Source organism: Clostridium sp., assembly GCF_036569345.1.
Taxonomy (GTDB): Bacteria; Bacillota; Clostridia; order Clostridiales; family Clostridiaceae; genus Clostridium_AD.
Window position 1 is genome coordinate 1 of the sequence record NZ_DATCQT010000030.1, and the last position, 25,157, is coordinate 25,157.

Below are 25,157 nucleotides of genomic sequence, written 5' to 3' on the forward strand. Positions count from 1 at the left end.
AGTTTATTGCACTTGAAAGCTAGGATGTAACTAGTTATACTAGTTACATAGTACACCTTCGGCATACAACAGGGAGTAATACTACCTTAATTTTCCCTGCGGTCAACTTACGTCTAAAAACTTTTGCAAGCAAAAGCGAGCCGACAAGTCGGTTTTGAGAAGACGGTATGATATTACTCCCTTATTTAGAGCTAAGCGGAGATATATTTAATTTTTTAATATTTAATATATATAGTGAGGTGAAACAATGAGAACAATTATGTGCAATCACTTACAAAACGGATATTCTGATTATAATTTATTGTTTTTAAAGAAATACTCTTGTGAACTTAATAAAAATAACAAAGTACTAGATGTGGGGGCAGGACATTTCAGAAATCTAAAATTATTTAATGAAGTTGGATTAAAAAAATTGTATGGTATAGATAAAAATATTCCATGTTGTAAATTTAATTTAAACGTTAAGTTTACTCTGAAAGATATTGAAAATGGATTGCCTTACAAAAATAAAGAAATGGATATAGTTCTTTGTAATTACGTACTAATGTTTATTTCTTTAGAAAATATAGTTTTTGTACTAGAAGAATTATTAAGGGTATGTAAAAATTTTTTAATTATAGAAACATACCCTAAATATAAAAAATCTAAAAAATCCGAATTAAAAAATTATAATTTTAAATCAATTTTCGAATATATAAATAGCAAAGAAAACTTTCAAGTTTTAGATTTAAAGAGTTCGGAAAAATTTATAGTTAGGAGGATATAATATGCCACGTAAAAAAAAGGGTACTGAAGATAAGGTTAAAGTCATAACGGGTAAAGATGCAAGATTATTTAAATCATTAACTAGAATTGGATTAATAAATGCACAACAATCAAAAAAATATTTAAATTTAAGTTTAGAAAGGTTATATAAATTAGAAAACAGTGGCTACATAGAAACATCAAAACATGGAGTTAGAGGACAAAACAATTTAATAGTGAAACTCAAGCCCAAAGGCAAAGATTATTGTAGGCAAGAATTTGGCATACGTAGTTATTGTGTTGCCCAAACAAATCATTTATATCATGATTTAAAACTTTCAGAAATTTTTTTTAATATACCAGAAAAATTACAAGACACATGGAAACATGAGGGTGAATTAATAAAAGAAATTTATGAGAAGTTTCCAGAGCAAAGGGGAAATCTTAAAAATTGTATTGATGCTAGAATTGAAAATGATGGAGAACTTATTGGGATAGAAAGTATAGGAAATACTTATTCAAAGGCAGATATAGAATTAAAAGAAAATATAGCTAAAGAATTTTTAAATTGTGAAAGGATGGAACGCGCATGAGCCAATTTATAAATATAAGGGGAGATATTATTGATATAGAAACTTATTTTAAAATAGAAGTTTATTACAAAGAATATTTAAAACAAATTTTTGATGCAGGAGGTTATTGCTTTTTTGACCAATTCAAAAGAAATATTAAGAATGGTAAATATATAATTGAAAAAATGGAGGAGTTCCACTTAATAAGAAAAGAAAATTATACAAACTCATATAAATATATTTATTTAACCAATATTGTTTTAAAATATTTTTACTTGAAAGATGATTTTAAAGATTATTCTGGTATTCTTAAAAATCTTATAAGTATTAAGCAATTAGAAAAAAAGCCTAGTGAAAAAAAGCTTTTTAGTTCTAGCATAAAATATAACTTACTATTTGATAAAAAAAATAACTATATGATAAAAGAAAATTTATTAAAAGAACTAAACGAAGAATTTATGAATCAGAATGGCTTATTTGATTTAGAAACCAAGATAGAACTTATTACAAATAAAAAAGTAAAATTAAAAGAAGAATTCAATAATAACAAACAAAATTTTGATAGTATAATGACTTCTTTTAAAGCTATACAAGATGATTCTGAACTTGCAGTAGATACACTAAAAGAAAAACAAACTAATCTTATAGAGCTAAATGAAAAGTTAGAAGGTTTAAGATTAATAGATGTGAATAAAAAAATACAAACAATAAAAGAAATAGAAAATGTTAAAAGAATTATTGTAAAACTAGAGTACCAAAAAAAAATAGATATTGAAACAATAAAATTAAAAGAACCTTTAGATAAATTAAATAATGAGTTCATTGCTTTGGGTAAAGAATTGAAGGCATTAGAAAAACAAAAAGAAGATAAAAAGTCTGTATATGAAAATTTTAATAAACTACAAATAAAAATTAAAAATTTATATGACCAAAGCATGATAATAGCTAGATTAAAAGATAATATTTTAACTTTTAATATAATAGATACGGGCAACTTTAAAACAGCAACAAGTTATATGAAATTAATTAATGACCTTTATATAGAATCATATAAAATTAATTCTATAACAGTTCAAATAATTAGTTACTCACAAAACAGGTCTGAAAATTTAAAAAAAGAATTCAAAGATGTAGAAAAAAATAAATTGAAAGCTAATAAAACAATGCAAAAATTTGAACATGATAAAGGACTTAGTAGGAGCAATCGAAAGAATTGGAAGTTTTGTCCTGAATTTTATATTAAAATAGAAAAACTTTATAATAATCCGACTATAAACAATATAGAAATTAGTGATGAAGTGTTTTATATGGAAACATATAAAGATAATTCGTCTCAAGCACCAAAGTATGCAAAAAGAAAAGACATAGAATCAATTAAAGCAATAAAACAAAATATAAAAATTGGAGAAGAGGAGAAAATTTAATGAAAAAAATAATAAATAATTTTATTCACATCGGCATAACTTTATTGGTTTTATTAATCATTGTAAGCCCATTTGTAAATATTATAGAAAAATTAAACTCAAAAACACTAAAATTAACAAATATAAATACTGGATATTTAATAAATCAAATCACAGATATTAATAGTTATAAAATTATGTTTGATTTTCATAACCCAATCGTATTAGTAAGTTATATATTTATATTATATTTGTTGTTTTATTTGTTTAAAAATGTGCAATGGACATTAGAAAAATACACAGAAAAAGGTGAGTATGGTGCATATGGCACAAGCAGATGGAGCACCCATCAAGAAATGTTAAAAACTTATTTTAAAAAAAATAAGTTGTCGATTTTTCTAATTAAAAAGTTAGGTAATCCCGATAAAAAAATATTAAAAAAGACTAGAGATTATTTATTTGAAAAACTAAAAATTAATACAGATAATAAAGGTTGGTTTTTAGGAACTTTAAAAAAAGGTGAGAGTTACAAAGTAGGGATGAAAGGACTATACCATAGAATTGACCAACCTTTAAATTCACAAGTTTTAGTAGTCGGTCCTCCAGGCAGTATGAAGACAACTGCATTTGCAATAAACCAAATATTCCACCTCGCAAATGTTTACGAAAACTCAAAAGAAAAATCTGACCAAATAATAATTGATCCAAAGGGTGAGCTCATAAATCTTTCAAAAAATTATTTGGAAGAAAAGGGGTATGAGGTAAGATTTTTAAACTTTGTTGAAATGAATAACTGTGATAGTTTTAATCCAATACCTTCTATCGAAAATGATAAGGAATTAATAGAAATAAGTAAAGGTTATATAACTTCAAGTTGTGGAAATTCAGATGGAGGTAATCAATTTTTCAACGAACAAGAAAGTCAATTGCTCGCTGCATTAATAGGTTTTGTAAAACAAACATATCCTGTAGAAAGACAAACATTTCATGAAATCACAAAAATTTTAGGAATGAAAGAATTTAATGATTTAGATTTCTGTACTGAATATTTCGAAAAAAATAATATTAAAGGTGCTGCACTCACATTTTGGAATAACTTTTTAAGCAATGCGCAAGCTCCTGTTACTCGTGCCGGAATAGTTGGTGGACTAAGTACAAAGCTTAATCCCTTTGCCATCGAAGGTATACAGACAATTACAGGCAGTAGTACAATAGATATAAAAAAGCTAGGTACAATAAAAAATAAACCTATAGCATTATTTATAATGATGCCTGTATCGGATAGGACATTTTCTCCAATTATTAATACGATTATTACAATTATATTCAAACAATTATATCGAACAGGTCACAAAACGCACGACAAATTACCTTGTCCAGTGTATTTTTTATTAGAAGAATTTGCTAATATAGGGAAAATACCAGAAATGCTAGAAATGTTAGGGACTATGAGAGGTCTTAGAGTTTATCCAATGGTAATTCTTCAAAGTTTAGCCCAAATAGAAAATATGTATGGAGCGAAAGGAGCAGAAACCTTAATAGCTCAGTTTGATACTATGGCTGTTTTAGGAGTCAATGATCTGACATCTGCTGAATATGTTTCAAAATTACTAGGGACAAAAACCATAATGACAGAAGGTTCAAGTAAGAATAATGGACAAAAAACTGTAAGCAAGAATTATCAATCAAGACCCTTACTTTTTGCAAGTGAAGTAAGAGAGATTAAACCAGACGAAGTATTAATAATACCTAGAGGATACCACCCTTGCAAAGTTTATAAAGCACAATATAAATATTGGAAAGAAAAAAAACTTATATGTCCAATTATAGATGTAACTAAAATAATTGGCACAGAAGACGAAATAGGAAGAACAAAAACACCAGGTAACGCAACAATTAAGAAACCTTTAATTGATATAGAAGAAGATTTATTTACACAAGAATCAGCGATTGAAAAAAGTGATACTCTAGAACAATAAACTTTTAATAAATGATGAAGCAAGCACCTAAATAACTTCTTCGTCAACTTCATGGATGGAGTCTTCTTCTTCTAAATACTCAGTCTTATTAGCGTTTAGATTTTGTACTTTCGGACGTTTAATTTGTAAACCTCCTGAAGTATAGTTTCTAGACGTCTTAGTGTTTTCAACGGTTTGAGGGGTATCGTAAATTATATGACCTATAAAAATTAAATTTGGATTCCCTAAACCTTGTCTTATCTTACTTCTAATAAAAGGGAGATGATTAAATGTTTATAGTTAAAGAAATCATTGATATTGGTACATTTTTAATTATGATACTTATTTTAGTATGGACTATAGGTGTAATTGATATAACGGATAAACTTGGCATAAATGAAGCATTTCAAAAAATCAAAAAAGCATATAATGAACATAACATATGGAATAAGTTTAAAGAACTTTTCTAAATTTATGTATAATAAGCAAAGGACGAAAATTGAATAACTGAACAGATATAGACAGAACGAGAGCAATGGACACCTTGTCTACTAATAGTTTGTAAAATCCTTTACTGTTAATTGACCACTTCCATTCCTCTTGTCCTGTATTCATTAAACCCTCTATTAACTCTTCTTGTAATTCTCCATATATCTCTCTACAAGCTATTTCTTTTGATTAATGTATAATTCTTCACTAAATAAACAAATAAGGCTTACCATGGACACAGAGGGTAAATAATGCTATGTCTATTCGTAGTTTTATTTATTTTTTGGAAATCAAAAAACGGTGAAGAATTTTTACATTATTTATGGTATTATTATGGTATTACTATAGTAACACCAAGGGAGGTTCTTACTTTGAACAAGGAAGATTTTAATGCTTTGACCATACAACAACAGGTGGATTTAGTTAACACCTACCTTATAAAGGGTAAGAGCATGATAGATATATTTAAACGAGAATGTATTATAGAATCTAATGAGAGTAGTATTAGAAAAAAATTTGTTAGAAATGGATTTAAACATAACAAAGAAAAAAAACAATACATAAAAATTAATGAAATCTCCAAAGAGTATTCCCCAAAAAATATAACAAAAGAGCAGTACCCCGAGAATAGTATTACAGTAATACCGTTAAAGAATCACTCCAAAAACACCTCTCAAGTGGCGCCTGTCAAGGAGTACCCTACTAGTAATACTCTGGCAGTACCGGCAGATAAAACGGAAAATCTTCTAAAGTTGGTAGACCAACAACCAGAACTAGAAGAACTTTTGAAGTGGTGGAGAAATGAAAAAAACATTATAGATATACCAGAAATTGCGTTAAATAAGGCAGAATTCACTGGTGAAATTATGGCAAAAACATTTAAGACCTATAGAAACGTGATTGACAAATTTCTTGGATTTTGTGATAAACATGGAGAGTATACACAGCGAGATTTAGTTGCTATGGCACTATTAGAATATATACAAACGTATAAATAAAAAACTATAAATATTTAAGGGTAGAGTCAATATGTTGGCTCTACCCTTTTTTAATTAGCCCTAAATTTTGAACAATATCCACCTACAAGTATCAAGTTCATACTTAAGCTCATATCTTTTTTCAATACCTTCAACTAAGCTTTGACATGTAAATACAGTCATTCGATTTCCTGCAAATTTTTCATTTGCTCTAGTGATAACTTTATCAACTTTAATTACTTGTAAAGATTCGTCTTGCCTTTGAATCCTTAATCTTAAAGGTGTAATATTTCCTTTAGTATCCATTACAGAAATAACCTCAATAGGCTTTGCTACAACTTTCATATTATCGCCCCCATAAAACATATGTTCTATATATTATATAACAGTTTACTGAAATTGTAAGGTGGCAAATCAATCCAAAAATAATATTCATAATACAGGCTAATAGGAGTTTTTTCAATGGAGTATAAAAAATTAAAAGGAAACGTAATAAATAAAAAAACAATACATAAAAATTAATGAAATACCCAAAGAGTATTCCCAAAAAAATATAACAAAAGAGCAGTACCCCGAGAATAGTACTACAGTAATACCGTTAAAAATTCACTCCAAAAACACCTCTCAAGTGGTGCCTGTCAAGGAGTACCCTACTAGTAATACTCTGGTAGTATCTAAATTTTTAGTATAGGGGGAGTCCATACTCCTCCTTGTTGTTCGAGATTTACTATACTTACAACCTCAAACTCTCACACATTTTCATGTTTTATTGCTTGAGGAGGCTGTTCAATCCACCCCTTATTAATCATAATATCCACACCAGTAGCCTACAATTATTGCTAAGCCATTGTATACGATGGGTTGGTTAATGGCATATAACCATTTGGAGGTACCCCATTAAGAAATATAAAGTATACGCTTCTCAACGTTACCAATTATGTCTAACATATCCTAAATTTATCATATATCAAGCATTAGTTTAATATTGTAAAATGTATAGCAATTATAAAGTGGTAGGTTATGAGTAAATATGATATTCCGTTATTTAATACAGAAGATTTATTGAAAGAAGTTAATTTACTAGACGTATTTCATGTTGAAGCAAGGGTAAATGTAATAAAAAAATGGAGCAATAATGATTATATTAGAAGCCAAAGTGAAATACAGTTAGCGGGAGAATTTTTTAAGGACATATTTGTTGATGTTTTAGACTATAGTACTGTGACATCTGGTGAAAAAGATTGGAGTTTATGTATAGAACAAAAAACAGAAGTAGATGGAACTAAACCAGATGGCGTATTAGGATTATATTCAGCTAGCAATACAATAGGAAAAACGCAAGCTGTTATTGAATTAAAGGGTCCGAATATTGATTTAGATGAAAAACAAAAGAGAAATGCTAAAGATTATGGAACACCTGTTGAACAGGCGTTCAGTTACGCTAGCAAATATGATGGATGCAAATGGGTGTTGGTATCAAATTTTAAGGAGATTAGGATATATAAAGTCGGAAGAAGCCAGAATTATTATGAAAAATTCTTATTAGAAGACATTCAGGAACAAAATGAATTTAAAAGATTTTACTTATTACTATGCAGGAATAATTTAATAACAAAAGAAAATGAATCAAAGACTGAAATGTTGAGTAAACGAGCTTATAATATTGAAAAAAATATTACTAAGGAATTTTATAGTAAATATAAGTTGTTAAGGTTAAGTTTATTACATGTTATAAAAGATAATAATCCATATTTAGACATTGACCAATGTATCAGATGCTCACAAAAATTTTTAGATAGAATTGTTTTTATATGTTTTTGTCAAGGAATGAAACTTATAAAACAAGACGAACTAAAAAATGCTCTAGTAAGAGGTAAATACTCATATAACGGTATATGGATTGAAATCAAGGGATTATTTAGAGCTTTAGATGAAGGTAAGAAGACGCTTAATATAAATAAATTTAATGGAGAATTGTTTAAATTTGATACGTTTCTTGATAATTCTAAGATACCAGATGAGTTTTTTGAAAATCTAAATGATATTATTAATTATAAATTTTCAAATGATATTAATGTGGAAATACTTGGTCACATATTTGAACAATCTATAACAGATTTAGCGGAATTAAAAAAAGAGTTTACTGGAATTGAGGATTATGATAATGAAGGTAGACGAAATAAAGAAGGAATATTTTACACACCTAATAATGTTACTAAGCTTATAGTTGATGAAACTCTAGGAAAATATCTAGAAAAAAAATTTAATGAAATTGTAAATTATTACAATTCACAGGAGATTAAAGTTCTTAAGGACATTGAAGGGAAAAAATTAAACAAGACTAACAGCGAAGAATTATTTATATATGTAGCATATAGAGATATATTAAGAGATTTAAAAATACTTGATGCTTCTTGTGGATCTGGTGCATTTTTAGTACAGGTATGCGACTTTTTGAGCAAAGAATACGAGAGAGTGGAAAGAAAGATGGATTACTTAAAAAATAATCATTATGGTCAAATTAATTTATTTCAGTTAAACCAAGAAATCTTAAGTAAAAATATTTATGGCGTAGATTTAAATGAAGAAAGTGTAGAAATAACAAAATTATCATTGTGGCTTAAGACTGTTGAAAAGGATAGGCCGCTGCTGGCTTTAAATCGGCATATCAGATGCGGAAATAGTCTAATCAATGACAGTCCAATAACAAGTAAAGCGTTTGATTGGAATAAAGAATTCCCAGAGGTTTTGGAAACTGGAGGATTTGATATAATTATTGGGAACCCTCCATATTTAAAATGGAGTTCAATTAATCCAAGAAAGCCATTTGAAACAGGTCAATACTTAGGTATTTCTTATAACTGTAGAATTCACCATGAGGATGCACAACCTAATCTATATATTTTCTTCATTATTCTTTGTATGAATTTACTTAAGGATAAGGGTTCTTTAGGATTTATAACATCTCAGGAATGGCTGAATTATGAAAAGTTAAATACTGTGAAAAAATCATTGTTAGAGAATGGAACAATAAATAATATAATATTTAATAGTAAGTATTCCGTATTCATTGATTTAGATGGAACTACTATCGGAACAAATAGTTCAATAATAATATATGAAAAAGGAATTTTTGAAGAAAGTACTTCTATAAATATTCCATTAAATGAAGAGGAGATGTATTTTAATACAGGAAATTGTTCAAGTATTCCGTATAAAATTACTCTTAATGAAAAATGGAATAGATATGGTATTACTTCTGAAATAGATCTAATAATGCATCAAATTAGTGGGATTGAATCTATATCTTTGGACAATAGAGATTATTTTGACGTATTTGGAGGATTCCAACCACCTATAAATAAATTACAATACTTTACATTGACTGAATCGGAATATTTGATGGTACCTAAAAGCGAAAGAGAAATTGTATATAAAGCTATTTTAAATGCTGATTCAATTGATAAATATTTTATGAAGAATGAGGGAGTTTTCTGGATTGTAGCTAATGAACTAACAAGTGAAAGCGATTTTAATAATACGTATCCATATTTGTATAGACTGTTGAAGAGTAGAATAAAATCGATTAATGATAGTACTTGGTACAAGTTTCCTAACATTAGAAATCTAGACAAATTTAAATCCATGGAGTTAAAACTTCTAGCGCCTAGAACAAAAAAATATAATGCTTTTTCATTAGATGAATCTAAACATTTATTCAAGGGTACGAATAGTGCTATTTATGTTAAAAAGGAATTTGATGTTAAGTTTGTAATGGGAATACTAAACGCTACCCTATTAACATTTTGGTATAAATTCGAAGGAGATGCCTATCATGGTGAAACCAGAAAATATGAACCTAAATCAGTGAAAAAGTTTAAAATACCTGTTGTTGAAAAAAACATTCAAAACAATATTGCTAATAAAGTCCAGAATATTTTAAACAATGGTATCTCTATAAATTATTTAATTATTGAGTTTAAAGAATGGCTTCAGTTTAACTTTAAGGTAAATATTGAAAATAATTTTTATAAATTAGAAACCCATATATTTATCAAAAAGTATTTTAAACAAAATTCTAAGTTGCTTTCTCCAAAGGACTTAAAGATAATAAATAATTATTTTAATAAGTATAGTGAAGGCTGTAGAGACTTTCTGAATAATATACGATTACTAATTCAGGAGATAGATGAGATAGTTTACGACATTTATGGTATAAATGAAAACCAGAAAAAAATTATTAGAGAATATGAGCAATGTTGAAGTTATAATAGAGTAACTGGAAAGATGTAGCAAATATAAGGATTATATCCCCCTTCAAAAGGGGGATTAAGGACTGTGTCAAAAAGTACACCTTTTGAAATGGTGATATTATTATACTTTTTATATGTCAAAACTTCAACATTTTCATATATGAAACATTTCAAATAGATTGTATACTTATTGAAGTGTTATAAGGTAATATAACTGCTGTAAAAGCTATGGAGCTTGTTGCTATGAAAAATAATACTTTTTATAGAAGAGTTAAAGAATATGAATCAATTTAATAATAACAAACCCATTTAGGGGGTAGCGTACGCAAAAATGATATTTCGTACGCTAAGAAAAATACGGCCCCCTAAATGTAACAATTTAGGTTTTAATATGTTTTATTTAAAGATTTAAAGATTTAAAGATTTAACTATTTTAAATATCTACTTTGATTTAGATAATCAATGTAATGTATTTGCAATATATTACATAAAACAATACATACAAATGTACAATAAGAAAAAAGGCTTTAGTTAAATCTACTATAAGCCTCTATATATCAACGATTTATGCTATTTTTACGAATGTAAGTTTTTGCTTAAAAGATTACAGTCGTTTTGGAAATTATTAATACTGAATTCAAAAGAAGGAAAAACATAGAGGTCACTATAAATTAATGACCTCTATGTTTTTCCTTCTTTTTCCGCTCATGTATTGCAAATTGCCTTTCTTTTTCTTGTTCATTTTCTTCTCTTGAAATCTTTTTTCTTTCTACCTTGTTTGTTTCTTGCTGCAATTTCATAGCAAGTTGTGCTTTAGTTCCTATTCCATTATTTTCTGTTTGTTTCTTTATTTGTTTTTGAAGTTTTTTAGGATTTATCTTCTTGTTCCCTTAGTTCGTGTTTTAGGAATATTGGGATTTGTTTATAGTTTCTTAAATTCATACATAGCTGTTGTCATTATTCTTGGTTCCTCAATTTACGATAATAACATATTATAGAAGTAATAAAAGCAAATAAAATTTTTATAAGTAAATCTGATGCCATGTCTTCAAGTCCACCTTTTCCCATAGTTGTTTTAAATAAATAATCTCCTACAAATTCAAACATTTCCCAAATAGTACCTAAAGTAATTGAAAAACTAAATGCAAATATTACAGTAAAAATAGTAAATCGCTCTTTAGTTACTTCTTTTTCCTTTATAATAATTCCTTTTATCAAATGTAATGCGATAAGAACTGCATAGCTACCAAATATAGCGTGGAGAAGTAAATCCCACCACGAAAATATAAGATAGAATTTCTTAATTTCCCCAAAGTATTGTGCAAGTAAAATAAATAATAACGATATTAATTGAAAGCTAGAAAGTAGCACTATGTTCTTTATATTAGCAATACGGGTAATTATAAAAGGAAGTATAATACATACAATAGCCATGAGCAACAACGGTAAATTGTTCCATTGTCTTGATGCAATACTAATCATAGAGGTAGTTATTAAGATTATTTCAAATAATACTGCTATTCCAATAGCTAACTTACTATTTTTATTATTCATTAAAAATCTATTCCTTTCTAGATTTTGTATTTGTAAACAATCAAGTATAGTTGCATAAGAAATTTATTATTTATTTAGTTATATCTTCTCCTCTTACGTAAAAAATATACCCTATAGCGTATTTTTTTTATTATCTACTCTATAGATGGGATACCGCCAGCATTATGCGGATTTACAACGTTAAGGAATATCCATATATAACCGGTTACCGAGCGTATCCTTAAATATTTAAAACGGAGAATAAAGGGCAAGCTGTAATAGATTTAGTGCGATCTATATATACAAGATTCACTTATACTTTCATTTGATTAAAAGGGGGATAATATTATTTATGAATATTAATTGTAAACCAAATCAAGAAATTAATGCAGTTACTGCAACTTGTACAACATGCGATCCTTGTGCAACCGTTACTACCTAAGCTGAATCAATAACTGAACAAATTAGTGTAACACCTGTTGTTATTAGTGCTGGAACTGTAGTAGTTAAGATTCCAGTTGTATTAGCAGAGACAAATATAACAATTCCTGTTGAAGCTACGATTACATTAGACCAAGTAGCTATGGAAATTAAACGTATTAAAAAGAATGTATTCTTAACTCAATCCCGTCTTATTCCTTTTTCAGAAGACAGCCGTCGTGGCACTGGGATATTATTTATAGCAGGTTTTGTTAGAAAAAATATTGAGTATGCAACTCAAACTTGCTCGGGAGGTACAGGTGTAAATGTATGTGAAGATATAAGGCATTGTACAAGTATATCAGTATATATCATATGTCACTATTATTTAGAGTAAATTTTTTAAATTATCTATTAAAATGGTTTTTATAAGAAGTGGCAGTTTTAAGTTAATAAAAAAACTTAAGTTATTACATAATATGGGAAGTATCCCGTTTTTAGGTAAGTAGACGGTAATCTTCACAGATACTGCCCCTTTCAGAACCGGACGTGACCAATTTAGGCATCCGGCTCCCCATATGAACCTCTTTACACATAAGCAGGATTTAGATTAACTAAAGATTTTGGTTTAGGATTTTCTAAAGGATAATGTTTTAAAAGTTTACTCATTTTATCCCAGTTTAAGCTAGTTCGCTGACTTCTCTTTTGAAGCCAATAGAACATACTTTTTACAATTTACCTTTTATATTTTATTAGATTACCCCAGTTATCACTAACACCATAATAATTATAGTGACCTCTTAATTTTAAATTCACCTTTTTCCATATTAAACCTAGTGGTAGATTACGATTTTCTTTTATCCACTTATTAAAGTCATTTACTTTAGCATGGAATTTCTTTGAAGCTGTTTTCCATTTTAATTTGGGGTACCGCCAACATTATGCGGTTAACTATACTAGAAAAAGAGATAGAACTCATAGTAAACTATGAAGCTTCTACTCTTATTTTTTATACTTTGTTTATCAAAAAACTATGTAGACACACATGGACAAAGTGAAGTAGCTTTTGCGTTCAGCTGTTTGCTTGGTTTCAAGCTAATGCCTCGTATCAAAAATATTAACAAACAAAAACTATATAAACCAGAAATATGTGATGAGGATTATTCAAACATTGACCTTGTTATGAAGAAAAAACCGATTAATTGGGAATTAATTAGACAACAATATGACCAAATGGTAAAGTACGCAACCGCATTAAGACTTGGTACTGCTGATGCAGAATCTATTTTGAAAAAATTCACTAAAAATAATCTTCAGCATCCCACATACCGGGCATTAAGTGAGCTTGGAAGAGCAATAAAAACTATATTTATTTGCAGATATATTATGTCTGAAGAAATGCGAATAGAAATTAACCAAGGATTAAATGTTATTGAAAATTGGAATAGTGCAAATAATTTTATTTTCTGCGCAAGAGGTCGTGAATTTTCAACTAATAATATTGAAGACCAGGAAATATCAGCTCTGGCTCTCCATTTAATACAAAACTGCATGGTATATGTTAATACATTATTGATTCAGGATATTTTATCTGAGAAAGAATGGTTTAATATTATGGAAAAAGAAGATTTTAGAGCTATAACTCCGTTGATTTATAGCCATGTTAATCCCTATGGTAATTTTAAATTAGATATGGATAAACGAATACATTTGGGGGTGCAACAAAATGCCTGCTAAACTACAAAGAATAACTCCCAAGAAAAAAGCAAAGGAACTTTCAAAATATCTTCGTGGAGAAAGACCTGACTATAATTATTTGAAAAGTGTATTTATGTATCTTAGAGAAGAATTAGAAATTGAGGTCCCACGAAAAACAAAGAAACTACCATATGTACCAACAGAAAATGAAATAAAAAATTATTATAAAGTAGTTTGGAACTCTAAAAACTTTCAGGACATGCTAATTATCAAGGTTTTGATTTATACGGGGGTTAGAGTTAGTGAATTAGTTAGCATAAAGATTAGTGATATAGATTTATTTAATTGTCAGATAAGAATTAATCAAGGCAAGGGTAATAAGGATCGTGTGGTTCCTTTCCCAGAGGGATTTAAAGAGGTGCTCGGTATACATTGTAACAATACTCTAAAAAATAATGCGACTTATTTATTTGAATCATCATGGAAAAAGAAATATACAGACAGGGGGATAAGAAAAATCTTAGAAAAATACTCCGTGCAAGCTGGCTTAAAAACAATGATATCTCCCCATAAATTAAGACATTTCTTGTTTACCTGGCTAAAAAAACAAGGCATAGACGATGCTTTGATACAACCATATTCAGGTCACGAAAGCAGAAAAACCCTTGAAATATATTCAAATTTATCAATTACTGAAGCTCAAGAGGCTTATGATGAAGTGATTAATAAATTTCCAATATAATGAGTATACGTAAGGCTTTAAAAACCCTTATTACAAAATATATGATGAAAGGATAAAATGTTTATGAATAATAAACCACAACCAAATTGGCAACCTATTAAGAACATGCCTATGATTGCAAATTTAATAGACAGTCAGTTAACAGATGCTAAAGAACAATATACAACACTCTTGGAAGCTCGTAATAAACCTCATGTTTTGAATGATTCAATTGTACAACGTACAATAAAAGTTTATACAGAACAACTTGATTTCACCCAGGTATTTGAAAAACAGCTTTTAAAATGGGAAAAGGAAGAATACTTGATACCCATTCTACAAACTGAACTATGCCGTCTACAGGCTCAAGTGAAACATTCATATAAAACCTTAAAAGATATTATAGCCCTGGCAGAAGAATTGAAAATGGGAACTATTGAAAAAGTTATGGAGAAAAGTGATTTGGAAATTGGTATAGAATCGTTAAAAAAGTATTTTTAAACAGTAATCTCAAATAAAATTTGAAATTTTCCTATTGCTTCTGGTTACAGCTATGTTCTTCATACCCCTTTTCGGGGGGATAGGCAAAAACACCCATAATATAATAAATTTATTGTATTATATATACATATTATCAATTATTATTTTTAACATGAAAAAGCTATGCTAACTTATTTGTTGCATAACTTTTATATTAAGGGCTAATGTCTTATTATTTTTCTGTTGTGCAAGTCCATTACTGAGGCTAGGTAACACCAACCATCTTTCATTGTATATATGTAAGATATATCAATTACCCATTTTTGACCTTTGGGACCTTGCACATGATTCTAATATCGTGATGCTTCTTATTATTAGTTATGAGCCTTGCCATCTTCTTTAATATTTCCTGATATTCTGTTGTAATTATAGTTTTATCTTTATCCACAGCTATTGGTTTTGATTTATTTATCTATACTTTTACTGTTTATTTTGATATGCCATATTCACGACTTATTGCTCCATTATCACATTTATTTCCCCAAGCATCAATTAAATCATCGTTTTTATAAATACAAATAATTTCACAATTGTTTGCGCACTTTTTACATTCCACTCCTCTTGTTTCAAAATTCATTTCTGCTATGTTAAAATCAAAATTTTGCTCTTTTCCAGAATTTTTAACAAGTATTGCTACACCTAAAGCTCCCATTAAATGTGCATATTGATCAACATATATTTTTTCCCCTGTTTCTTCTTCAAATGCTTTTATTACTCCAACATTTTTACTGACTCCACCTTGAAATACAATTGGTGATTTTATATTTTTTCCTTTCCCAACATTATTCAGATAATTTGTTACAACAGCTTTACATAGACCAGCTACAATATCTTCTTTTTTATGTCCTATTTGAGCTTTATGTACTAAATCAGATTCAGCAAAAACGGTGCATCTGGCAGCTATTTTAGTTGGATTTTTTGATTTCAATGCTATTTGCCCAAATTCTTCTACTTGTAATTTAAGTCTATTTGCCTGTGATGACAAAAAAGATCCTGTTCCGGCAGCACACAATGTATTCATTGCATAGTCAACTACTATACCATCTTCTATCAGAATAATTTTAGAATCTTGCCCTCCAATTTCAAAAATCGTTCTTACATCAGGATACACGGAAATTGTTCCAATTGCATGTGCTGTAATTTCATTTTTAACAACCTGTGCATTAAGAATTGTTCCTATTAATACTCTTGCTGAACCAGTTGTCCCTACTGCTTTAACTTTAATATTTTTCCCTTCAATTTGCTCTTTTAGACCATTAATCAATATTTTGACGGCATTAATAGGATCACCTTCTGTCCAAATATATTTTTCTGCTATTATTGTATTGTTGTCATCTATTATTACAGCTTTTGTAGATAAGGAACCTACATCTACTCCTAAATAATACCCTTTTTCCATTTTTGTTTCTCCTTCTTCATCATAAGCATATCATGAAATGCTTCCAATCTTGTTTTTATTCCCGTTTCAGATGTTTGTGAATCAAAGCTAAAATATAATACTGGCATTTTGTAGTCTTTACTTATGTTTTGTAACATTGGCATTGCATTTACTTCTGGAGTGCAACCAAAGGGTTTCACATGAATAACCCCATCATATCCCGCTTCTGCCAGCTGCTTTGTTCTTGCTACACTATCAGTGCCGTCAGATCCTATTGCATATTTGAGGTATTTACCACAATTTCTAATTAATTCTTTTTCTTTTGGATGATTTTGGAATAAATAAGTTATTGTTATAAACCTTGTTACTTGAATACTTTTTTTCGCTAACTCTTTTTCAATAAAATAATTACTAAATGGTTCCATAATAACATATAATTCTCCAACAACACCAACTTTAATGGGATTCTCTGGCTTATCGATTTCTAAATTTTTGAATAATAGATTATATTTTTTATAAATTTTATTGATAGTTCTAAATCCGTTAGCTGTTTTTAATCTGTTTAAAAAATCTTTTTGTAACTGCTCAAAGCTTCCCTTTTTAACTTCAAAGCCTATATTTTCTCTAATATATTTTTCTATTTTATCTATTATTTCAACAAGCTTTAGGGTTAATGCAAAGTAATATGTAAATTTTGTAAAAGAAAGCTTTGGATTTAACTTTTTAAATGTACTATATGATGAAAAAGGATTTACAGCATCTGAATTTAAAATACTTAAAAATTCAAAATCATATCCTAAATCTCTTAATATTTGCTCTTGTATTTCTCCATAGTAACCAAATCTGCAGCCTCCACCCGCTTGTACCAAGAAATTTGCACCCTTTTCTAATGCTTCTATATAATTTCCTAAATTATACTTAAAGGGCACACAAACCATATCGGGGCTATACTTTAAACCTAATTCTAAAGTTCTTTTAGTTATTGGAGGTGGTGTTAAAATTTTTATATTCAATGTATGCTTTATTAAAAATTCTATTGCCATGTAATAATTCCCCATGTGAGGGTAGCTAATTATTTTTTCTTTATTAGCCATTATTTACTTCCTTCCTATTTTTCTTTTCTCTAATGATGTCAATAAAACTCTCTATTCTTGTAAGCAATCCAGCTTCTCCTTGCAATTCATCTAATATAATATTTGTCATAGGTATTCCTTTAATTTTTCTAATGCATAACTCATTTACCAAAGAATCCGGTCCACAAGGAAAGGTAGAAATAAATATAATGCCATCTATTTTATTTTTATAATGTTCAATTGCACCAATTAATTCTTTATTATATGTCCAATATAAAGTCTTGGAAATTATCTTTGATTTTTGGGACGTTTGCTCCTTATTAGCAACATCTGCATATATAGGTACAACATTAAAGCTTTCTAAATACTTAATTATTGGATATCCTAATAATCTATCATAGGTATTATATGGGTGTGAAACTATCAGCATTTTCAATTTGTCAGTATTACTTAGCAATTGTTCTTGTTTTTCAGATTGCTGTTGTTCATAATAGTTTTGAACTTTTTTAGCTTTTAAATATGCCTTTAATACTGTTATAGAATTTTCACCTAATACTTTTCCCATTTTCATAAAAGCTTTAAATTCGCTCTGGTTTTCTTTCACATCTATGTTATAGTCTATCAATTTTAAATTCTTAAAGGTATTATTTACAATGTCATACATTGCATTAAATTTTGTACATACAACTTCATTTTGACCAAAACTAACAATTCTAGGAATCAATATATAATCAACTTTATTAATTAAATAATATACATGCCCCATATAAACCTTAGCAGAAAGACAACTTTCATCTATTGAATTATTTAAACCATCCTTTAATATCTGTTTATTAGTTTCTGGGCTTATTAAAATTTCACATTTTAATTCATTAAAAAAAGTTTCCCATAAATGTTTATATTTAAAATATAAAAAAGCTCTTGGTATTCCAATTATAATATTTTTTCTCACAAAATCCATCCTTTCAAAAATATAACGTAATAATATTTTGTGCTAAAAAAATAAAATTATTCAACCATCTTCCTTTTTTCCATCTTCATGTTTTAGCATTAGAACATGTATTCGTAATTGTATCTTGAAAATAATTTTACAAATTAAGGAGCTTGCCTTTGCTTTAATATTTTAACTAGACTTGGTATGGGGCCAAAAGAAATAGCTACTGTAGTATCTGCTGTTGGAAATCATGATGAAGAGGTAGGCAGTCCTATAAACCCAGTTTCAGCAGTTATTTGTCTTAATTTAATTCCTATTAAATAAATTTTTTATAAATTCAAAAACATCTCTGTATGAATGAGATAATATTCAAAATTCCTAGATGCTCATATAAAATTAAGCAGATATTATTAATTTTTATGTTTTAATAAACATACCTAAAATATGTATTAAAATACATTTTAGTACTAAATATTAACATCTATACCTCAACATATACTTCTATACTGAATTTGGTATGTCTTGTAATCAGTGACCTTGAAAATAATTTTACAAATTAAGAAATTACTTTTGCTTGTATCTGTAAATCCTATTGCATGGATTAGGTGAATTTCATTGATTTATTTCTTTGTTTTTAATGAAAAATAAAAATTCCCTGAAGTATCCACACCTGCATAAAACACATCTTGCACATTATTAATATTATGACTCTTTAGCTGTCTTTTAACCCACTGTTCATCATAATTTGTACACTTCAAATTATCATACATTATTTTACCATCAATAATTATGTCATTTGTCAACCCTTTATAGTTTGTTGACATATTTAAATCCCCAGTTGTTATTGGCTGCTTATTAGATTTTGGTATTATAGAAATTTCTCCATCACTTTCTATAATTGCAAATTCTACATCTTCTGCATTAAATATGTCTTTTTCCCTTAGCTGCATCATTAACTTATTTATAGTAATCCTCACTTTTTTTAAATTATAATCTAATATTTTACCATTGCTTATTAGGATTACAGGTTTACCATCTACTAAATTTCTAAAATTAAAACTTTTAATATTTAAATAATCTGTAATCAACACTAATATAGTAATTACTATTGCTGAAATTGTAGCTAATAATAAAGAATCCTCTGATCCTAATGCCATTCGTACTGCCAGAGACCCAATAGTAACTCCAACCAAAAAATCAAAAAATGTTATCCTAGATATTAATTTTCTTCCAATTAACCTTCCTAAAACTAATAGTGTAATATAAGCAGAGATACTTCTAATAATTATTTCTATTATTTTTTGACTCATAATTTTACTCCTTATGTTAATACTTTTCATATTTATGTATTATCAAGACATTTACATGATTATTCATTTGAATATTGATATCTATAAATTCTTCATATAAATAATTATATATGGTAAGCAAAATAATTATACAAGCAGGGATATCTCTGAATAATTAGCAAGCGTACTAGATAATATTATGCTACGGAAATAATATCCTAATTTGATAAATAAAATACTGAAAATTAATGAAAATAATGATGTTATATAAATGTTTAGTCTCCCATGGTGGTATTCTTATATCCATATTTTTCATGATATTTGTTCATGATTATGCCCCAAGCTTAACTTCATTAAAGCGGACCTTCAAATCGACAATTTTATATTTTATTATAACTATACCTACAAATTATTTAGTTAATTCAAACTACAGTTATCTAAGATGTAAACCTGATTTCCCTTTATTAAATCAAATACCTAATAATCCTTTTGTATATGTACCTCTATTTATTGGTTCTATTAATTTATTATTCGTACTACTATATTTACCTATTATAAAACAACAAAATTAAAAAACTAACAAAATATCGTTACACTTTTTATTAGTTCTTTGTTCTCTATGGATAATTACTATTAATTTTAATTTAAAACTTTTCTTACACTTTATTAAATAAATTTCTTAGCACTCTTCCAATGTTTTGAATCTAAATTATACTTTTTAAAATCGGGTATAGTTCCTTTGGTTTCAACTAAAGCTTTTGCTACTTTTTTTAAATCACTTCTTGTTTCACATTTAAAAGAATTTGATTCTTCTATTGAATCCATTACATCTTCAACTTTTTTCTGGAATTTATTCATTGTAAATCCTCCTTGTATTTTGCTGGGATAGATAATAGACTAATAAACGCTAATGGTTTGATTGCTTATGTAGTTTTAACTATTTAAAACTTTAATATACTTGTTCTAACAAAAAAGCACTTAACATAATATTATTACGTGTTAAGTACTTTTTTTGCTTTATATTAAACCTTCAGCTTTTGAAATGTTATATTTCCATAATAATTGGAAGAATAATTGGAAGAATAATTGGGCTACGCTTTGTTTTTTCATATAAATATCGCTCTACGGATTTTTTCATATTGGGTGTTTTTGCCTATCCCCCCGAAAAGGTATGTTAGTGTGAAATAGTAGAGTGTTTTTCTATCCAAGGTTAGATTGCAAGTAAACTTCCTTCTTTTGTTCTTCAGTAATTCCAATGTATCTTAAGGTCTGTGATTTTGAAGAATGGTTAAATATATCCATAAGTAATTCTAATGAAGATCCATTTTGATATGCATGGTATCCAAAAGTTTTACGAAGAGTGTGAGTACCTATTTCTCCAGATATAATAACTCCTTTTTCGTTTTTTTCTACAAGACCTACAATTTCAGCTGCATTATTAAGAATCCTATATGCTCGTTGCCTTGTTATAGGCATATTTTCACCCTTTCTACTTTGAAACACATAATTATTCATATCTAAGTTAGATAATTCTTTAATATAATTTTCAATAACCTTTTTCACTATATCACCGATATAAAACTTCTTTGTTTTACCTGTTTTCTTTTCTGTAATAATTACATAATCTCTTACAGTTTTAAGGTTTGATTTTACTAAATCATTTATCTTCAATTTCAATATGTCACTAATTCGAAGTCCTACATTAATTCCAAATATGAAAAGTAATTCATTTCTTACTGATTGACCTTTCAAAATAGAACGTATATTTTTTATTGTTTTTATCTCTCTAATTGGCTCAACACTATTCATTAAATTTCCTCCAATTTTATTATTTGCTAAAGTTACATAGTATTAGTATAATATATAATTATGTAACATTCAATTTAATAATTATATATGAAATCCTGCAAACCGTTGAAAAATAAAGGAAGTGAAAGTTACACAACGTGATTGTGTAACTTTCAAAAATAAGAGATACTAGCGTTTTGTAGCTGAATCGCTTCTTCCGCAGTAAGGGGTATGTTATGACTATTCTCCCAATTGATGCAAAGCAAAAACGTTTGGGAATTCTCGGTGATGATGAATTAGGGGCCATTTACGGAAGAACTCATTTTACGCATGAAGAGCGTTGTAATTATTTTTCTCTCTCACATCCAGAGAAAGAGCTGCTACAAGTATTACGCTCAATAAGGTCTCAGGCCTATTTCGTTCTACAATTGGGCTATTTTAAAGCTAAACATAGGTTTTTCACGTTCGATATTTTTGAAGTTATGGAAGACTTGCAGTATATATTGAAGATGCATTTCGAAAATAGCATAATTACTGACTTAAATTCTATTAAAAAGCCAGCCAGATTAAAACAACAACAAATGATTCTTGAACTGTTCAATTATCATATTTGTGATGCTAAAATACGACGACAGTTGGAGACGAAGGCTCGCATGGCAGCAATTGTTTGCGGTAAACCAATCTTTATTTTTCGCGAAATTATAAATTATTTATTAGAGCAACACATTATTGTTCCAGGGTACACCTTTATGCAAGAAACAGTAGGAAAAGCAATAACTTACGAACATAATCGATTAATTACAATTATGCAAAATAACTTGGAACAGTCTGATAAAGAAGCTCTAAATCAACTTTTAAAAGATTCTTTAGGACTGTATGAAATAACGCAGATTAAACACGAGCCAAAAGACTTTAGTTTAGGTGAAATAAAGCGTGAAATTAGCCGTGGTAAACAAATAAAGCATTTATACTCGATTACTCCAAAATTAATGCCGCTATTAGATATCTCCAAAGAAAGCATAAAATACTATGCCTCATTGGTAGATTACTATTCGGTCTATAAGCTTAAGCAACTTAATGAATGGATAGGTTTCGTTTATTTATTATGTTTTGTCCTGAATCGCTATCAGCGTATGCATGATAATCTTATCAACACACTTATTTATAACGTAAGACATTACATAGATGAATCTAAATCCAAAGCAAAAGAACAAGTATATGAGTCTTACACAGAAAACAGTCAAAATATAAAAAAGGCGGGTCAAGTGCTTAAAATATTTACTGATGATAGAATTGACATTGACACGCCTTTCAAGGATGTTCAGGCTACGGCATTTACTATTTTAGAACGCCAAAAGATTATAGATATAGCTGATCATATTTCCACAAATGCTAAATTGGATGAAACCGCTTTTCAATGGGAGAACATTGGAAAGTTAGCATCTCAATTTAAAAGGCATTTGAGACCTATACTTCTAATGGTGGATTTTATAGCTCCTTTAACTCATGATCCGTTAATTGATGCAGTGAATTTTTTGAAGCTGGCTTTTATTAAGAATAAACCACTTGGGAAATATCCATCTGACGATTTACCAAACCAATTTATACCCGATAGTATAAAGCGATACATATATAAACAAGACATTGATGGACAAAAAACTCTATTAGTAGATCTCTATGAATTTTTAGTCTATCGTTTATTGCGAAATGGTTTGGAGTCTGGTGATATTTTTTGTTGTGACAGTATTAATTTCCAGAGTTTTGAGGGTGATCTTATAGATGATATTCAATGGCAACAGAAAGAAAAGTTGATAACTGATACTGGCTTGACTGTCCTTAACCACCCTATACATAATCATTTGGTAGAACTTGAGCATCGACTTGAAACTAGAATTATGGAGGTCAATCAACGTATTTCATTAGGAACTAATGAGCATTTCAAAATTAAAAAACGAGGAGACCATAGCCGTTGGACTCTTCAATATGTTAGTGACCCTGAATCTATTAATCATTCATTTTTTGATTCATTGAAGCAAATAGAGATTGGGAGCATTTTGCATTATGTTGATAAGCAGTGTCATTTCATTGATGCATTTGAACACATTTTAGGACGTTATGCCAAGCAGAATAGGGAAAATCAAGTTCTTGTAGCTTGTCTGATTGCTTGGGGTACCAATATGGGACTGGGTAGAATGGGTGAGATTTCCGACATCGATTACTCGCTGCTTTCTTCTACATCCGATAATTTCATTAGACTAGAAACTCTAAATGAGGCGAATAACCGTATAAGTAATGATATAACTAAGCTGCCAATATTTCGACATTACGATATTGACGAAGTCATACATTCCAGTAGTGATGGTCAGAAATTTGAAACTAGTATTAACACCATCAACACACGCCACTCACCTAAATATTTTGGTCTTAAAAAAGGGATTGTATCTTATACATTGGTAGCTAACCATATTCCCATTAACGCCAAGATTATCGGTGCTAACGAACATGAAAGTCATTATGTTTTTGATGTTTTGTATAACAACACAACCGATATTAAGCCAGATATTCATTCCACCGATACACATGGAGCAAATGAAGTTAATTTTTCTATTCTCAACTTTTTTGGCTATCAGTTTGCACCACGTTATAAGGATATATATAATAAACTCGGTAAATCTTTATATGGATTCAACCATCCGAGCCACTATGGTGATGTAATACTCAAGCCTGTAAGAAAGATAAACTCTGATCTTATTGTGGAGGAGTGGGATAATATTCAGCGTATAATATTGTCACTTGCTCTCAAAACGACAACCCAGAGTATTATAATTGGAAAACTTAGCTCTTATGAACGTAAAAATAAAACTAAACGTGCTCTATGGGAGTATGATAATATCCTAAAAAGCTTATATTTACTTGATTATATTGATTCTCTAACATTACGCCGAAACGTGCAGAGAGCACTAAACAGAGGTGAGAGTTATCATAAATTACGCAGAGCGATATCCTATGCTAACTTCGGGAAATTACGATTTAAGACGGAACAAGATCAAAACATTTGGGGTGAATGCGGCCGGCTACTAGCCAACTGCATTATTTATTATAATGCCAGCATTTTATCTAATATGTTAGCTTACAGAGAAGTAAGCGGTAAAGACTCAGATGTATTGAAACACATTTCGCCAGTTGCCTGGCAGCATATAAACCTCTATGGTCGCTATGAATTTAATACAAAATCGAAGTCTATTGACATGGATGCAATTATTCTTGAATTAGCTAAATTTAAAATAGTACCAAATGAGTGATTTGCTTATTCCACCTTTTTAGTAGGGGTAGTCAAAAAATACTTACTTGTAGTCTAGCCTCCGATATAAAAATACACTAACATAC

At 28.7% G+C, this 25,157-nt stretch carries 20 protein-coding genes and 2 pseudogenes; 12 read left to right on the plus strand and 10 right to left on the minus strand.

Annotated features, from left to right (window positions below; genetic code table 11):
* The first annotated feature begins 247 nt into the window (after positions 1-247).
* From VIM70_RS02800 to VIM70_RS02825, 6 genes are all read left to right on the plus strand, one after another.
* Positions 248-766: a class I SAM-dependent methyltransferase gene (locus VIM70_RS02800; RefSeq protein ID WP_331943927.1), complete on the plus strand. Its 519-nt coding sequence runs from the start codon at positions 248-250 to the stop codon at positions 764-766.
* Between the two features lies 1 nt (position 767).
* Positions 768-1,337, plus strand: a complete 570-nt coding sequence (locus VIM70_RS02805) for a hypothetical protein (RefSeq protein WP_331943929.1) — start codon at positions 768-770, stop codon at positions 1,335-1,337.
* On the plus strand, positions 1,334-2,740 hold the full coding sequence (locus VIM70_RS02810) for a hypothetical protein (protein WP_331943931.1): 1,407 nt from the start codon (positions 1,334-1,336) through the stop codon (positions 2,738-2,740). The genes VIM70_RS02805 and VIM70_RS02810 overlap by 4 nt, the downstream gene beginning before the upstream one ends.
* Entirely contained in the window at positions 2,740-4,698 is a 1,959-nt protein-coding gene (locus tag VIM70_RS02815) for a VirD4-like conjugal transfer protein, CD1115 family (protein ID WP_331943933.1), read from the plus strand. Before VIM70_RS02810 ends, VIM70_RS02815 begins: the two co-directional genes overlap by 1 nt.
* Positions 4,699-4,967: 269 nt before the next feature.
* Complete coding sequence (locus VIM70_RS02820) at positions 4,968-5,147, plus strand: hypothetical protein (protein WP_331943935.1); 180 nt, start codon at positions 4,968-4,970, stop codon at positions 5,145-5,147.
* 390 nt (positions 5,148-5,537) lie between these two features.
* Positions 5,538-6,164, plus strand: coding sequence for a hypothetical protein (locus VIM70_RS02825; protein WP_331943937.1), 627 nt, complete (start codon positions 5,538-5,540; stop codon positions 6,162-6,164).
* A 60-nt stretch (positions 6,165-6,224) separates the two neighbouring features.
* On the opposite strand, the gene VIM70_RS02830 is transcribed toward VIM70_RS02825, so the two are convergent.
* Complete coding sequence (locus tag VIM70_RS02830; protein ID WP_331943939.1) at positions 6,225-6,488, minus strand: hypothetical protein; 264 nt, start codon at positions 6,486-6,488, stop codon at positions 6,225-6,227.
* Positions 6,489-7,163: 675 nt separating this feature from the next.
* On the opposite strand from VIM70_RS02830, the gene VIM70_RS02835 reads away from it, so the two are divergent.
* Positions 7,164-10,406 carry an Eco57I restriction-modification methylase domain-containing protein gene (locus tag VIM70_RS02835; RefSeq protein WP_331943941.1) on the plus strand — a complete coding sequence of 1,081 codons (3,243 nt, stop codon included), beginning with the start codon at positions 7,164-7,166 and terminating at the stop codon, positions 10,404-10,406.
* Between the two features lie 661 nt (positions 10,407-11,067).
* Here VIM70_RS02835 and VIM70_RS02840 read toward each other — a convergent pair.
* Both VIM70_RS02840 and VIM70_RS02845 read right to left on the minus strand, forming a co-directional pair.
* Positions 11,068-11,271: pseudogene (locus tag VIM70_RS02840) on the minus strand (DUF2992 family protein); the annotation flags it as partial.
* Between the two features lie 82 nt (positions 11,272-11,353).
* Positions 11,354-11,950 (minus strand): hypothetical protein, encoded by a 597-nt coding sequence (locus VIM70_RS02845; RefSeq protein WP_331943943.1) that lies wholly within the window; start codon positions 11,948-11,950, stop codon positions 11,354-11,356.
* Between the two features lie 562 nt (positions 11,951-12,512).
* Between VIM70_RS02845 and VIM70_RS02850 the strand changes: the two genes are divergently transcribed.
* From VIM70_RS02850 to VIM70_RS02865, 4 genes and pseudogenes are all read left to right on the plus strand, one after another.
* Positions 12,513-12,746 (plus strand): hypothetical protein, encoded by a 234-nt coding sequence (locus VIM70_RS02850; RefSeq protein ID WP_331943945.1) that lies wholly within the window; start codon positions 12,513-12,515, stop codon positions 12,744-12,746.
* Between the two features lie 632 nt (positions 12,747-13,378).
* Positions 13,379-14,086, plus strand: a pseudogene (locus tag VIM70_RS02855) (Tn3 family transposase); the annotation flags it as partial.
* A complete protein-coding gene (locus VIM70_RS02860; RefSeq protein WP_331943947.1) occupies positions 14,076-14,789 on the plus strand; it encodes a site-specific integrase in 714 nt (237 codons plus the stop codon). The pseudogene VIM70_RS02855 and the gene VIM70_RS02860, both read left to right, overlap by 11 nt.
* A gap of 63 nt (positions 14,790-14,852) precedes the next feature.
* Entirely contained in the window at positions 14,853-15,269 is a 417-nt protein-coding gene (locus VIM70_RS02865) for a hypothetical protein (protein WP_331943949.1), read from the plus strand.
* 466 nt (positions 15,270-15,735) lie between these two features.
* On the opposite strand, the gene VIM70_RS02870 is transcribed toward VIM70_RS02865, so the two are convergent.
* From VIM70_RS02870 to VIM70_RS02895, 7 genes are all read right to left on the minus strand, one after another.
* On the minus strand, positions 15,736-16,707 hold the full coding sequence (locus VIM70_RS02870) for an acyl-CoA dehydratase activase (RefSeq protein ID WP_331943951.1): 972 nt from the start codon (positions 16,705-16,707) through the stop codon (positions 15,736-15,738).
* Entirely contained in the window at positions 16,686-17,780 is a 1,095-nt protein-coding gene (locus VIM70_RS02875) for a 2-hydroxyacyl-CoA dehydratase (RefSeq protein ID WP_331943953.1), read from the minus strand. The genes VIM70_RS02870 and VIM70_RS02875 overlap by 22 nt, the downstream gene beginning before the upstream one ends.
* Complete coding sequence (locus VIM70_RS02880; RefSeq protein WP_331943955.1) at positions 17,773-18,720, minus strand: acyl-CoA dehydratase activase-related protein; 948 nt, start codon at positions 18,718-18,720, stop codon at positions 17,773-17,775. The genes VIM70_RS02875 and VIM70_RS02880 overlap by 8 nt, the downstream gene beginning before the upstream one ends.
* Positions 18,721-19,313: 593 nt before the next feature.
* Positions 19,314-20,003, minus strand: a complete 690-nt coding sequence (locus tag VIM70_RS02885) for a DUF421 domain-containing protein (protein ID WP_331943957.1) — start codon at positions 20,001-20,003, stop codon at positions 19,314-19,316.
* 645 nt (positions 20,004-20,648) lie between these two features.
* A complete protein-coding gene (locus VIM70_RS02890; RefSeq protein ID WP_331943959.1) occupies positions 20,649-20,840 on the minus strand; it encodes a hypothetical protein in 192 nt (63 codons plus the stop codon).
* A 187-nt stretch (positions 20,841-21,027) separates the two neighbouring features.
* On the minus strand, positions 21,028-21,120 hold the full coding sequence (locus VIM70_RS23365; protein ID WP_414648650.1) for a hypothetical protein: 93 nt from the start codon (positions 21,118-21,120) through the stop codon (positions 21,028-21,030).
* Between the two features lie 62 nt (positions 21,121-21,182).
* A complete protein-coding gene (locus VIM70_RS02895; RefSeq protein ID WP_331943961.1) occupies positions 21,183-21,791 on the minus strand; it encodes a tyrosine-type recombinase/integrase in 609 nt (202 codons plus the stop codon).
* Positions 21,792-22,006: 215 nt separating this feature from the next.
* On the opposite strand from VIM70_RS02895, the gene VIM70_RS02900 reads away from it, so the two are divergent.
* On the plus strand, positions 22,007-25,072 hold the full coding sequence (locus VIM70_RS02900) for a Tn3 family transposase (RefSeq protein ID WP_331943963.1): 3,066 nt from the start codon (positions 22,007-22,009) through the stop codon (positions 25,070-25,072).
* The last annotated feature ends 85 nt before the right edge of the window (positions 25,073-25,157 follow it).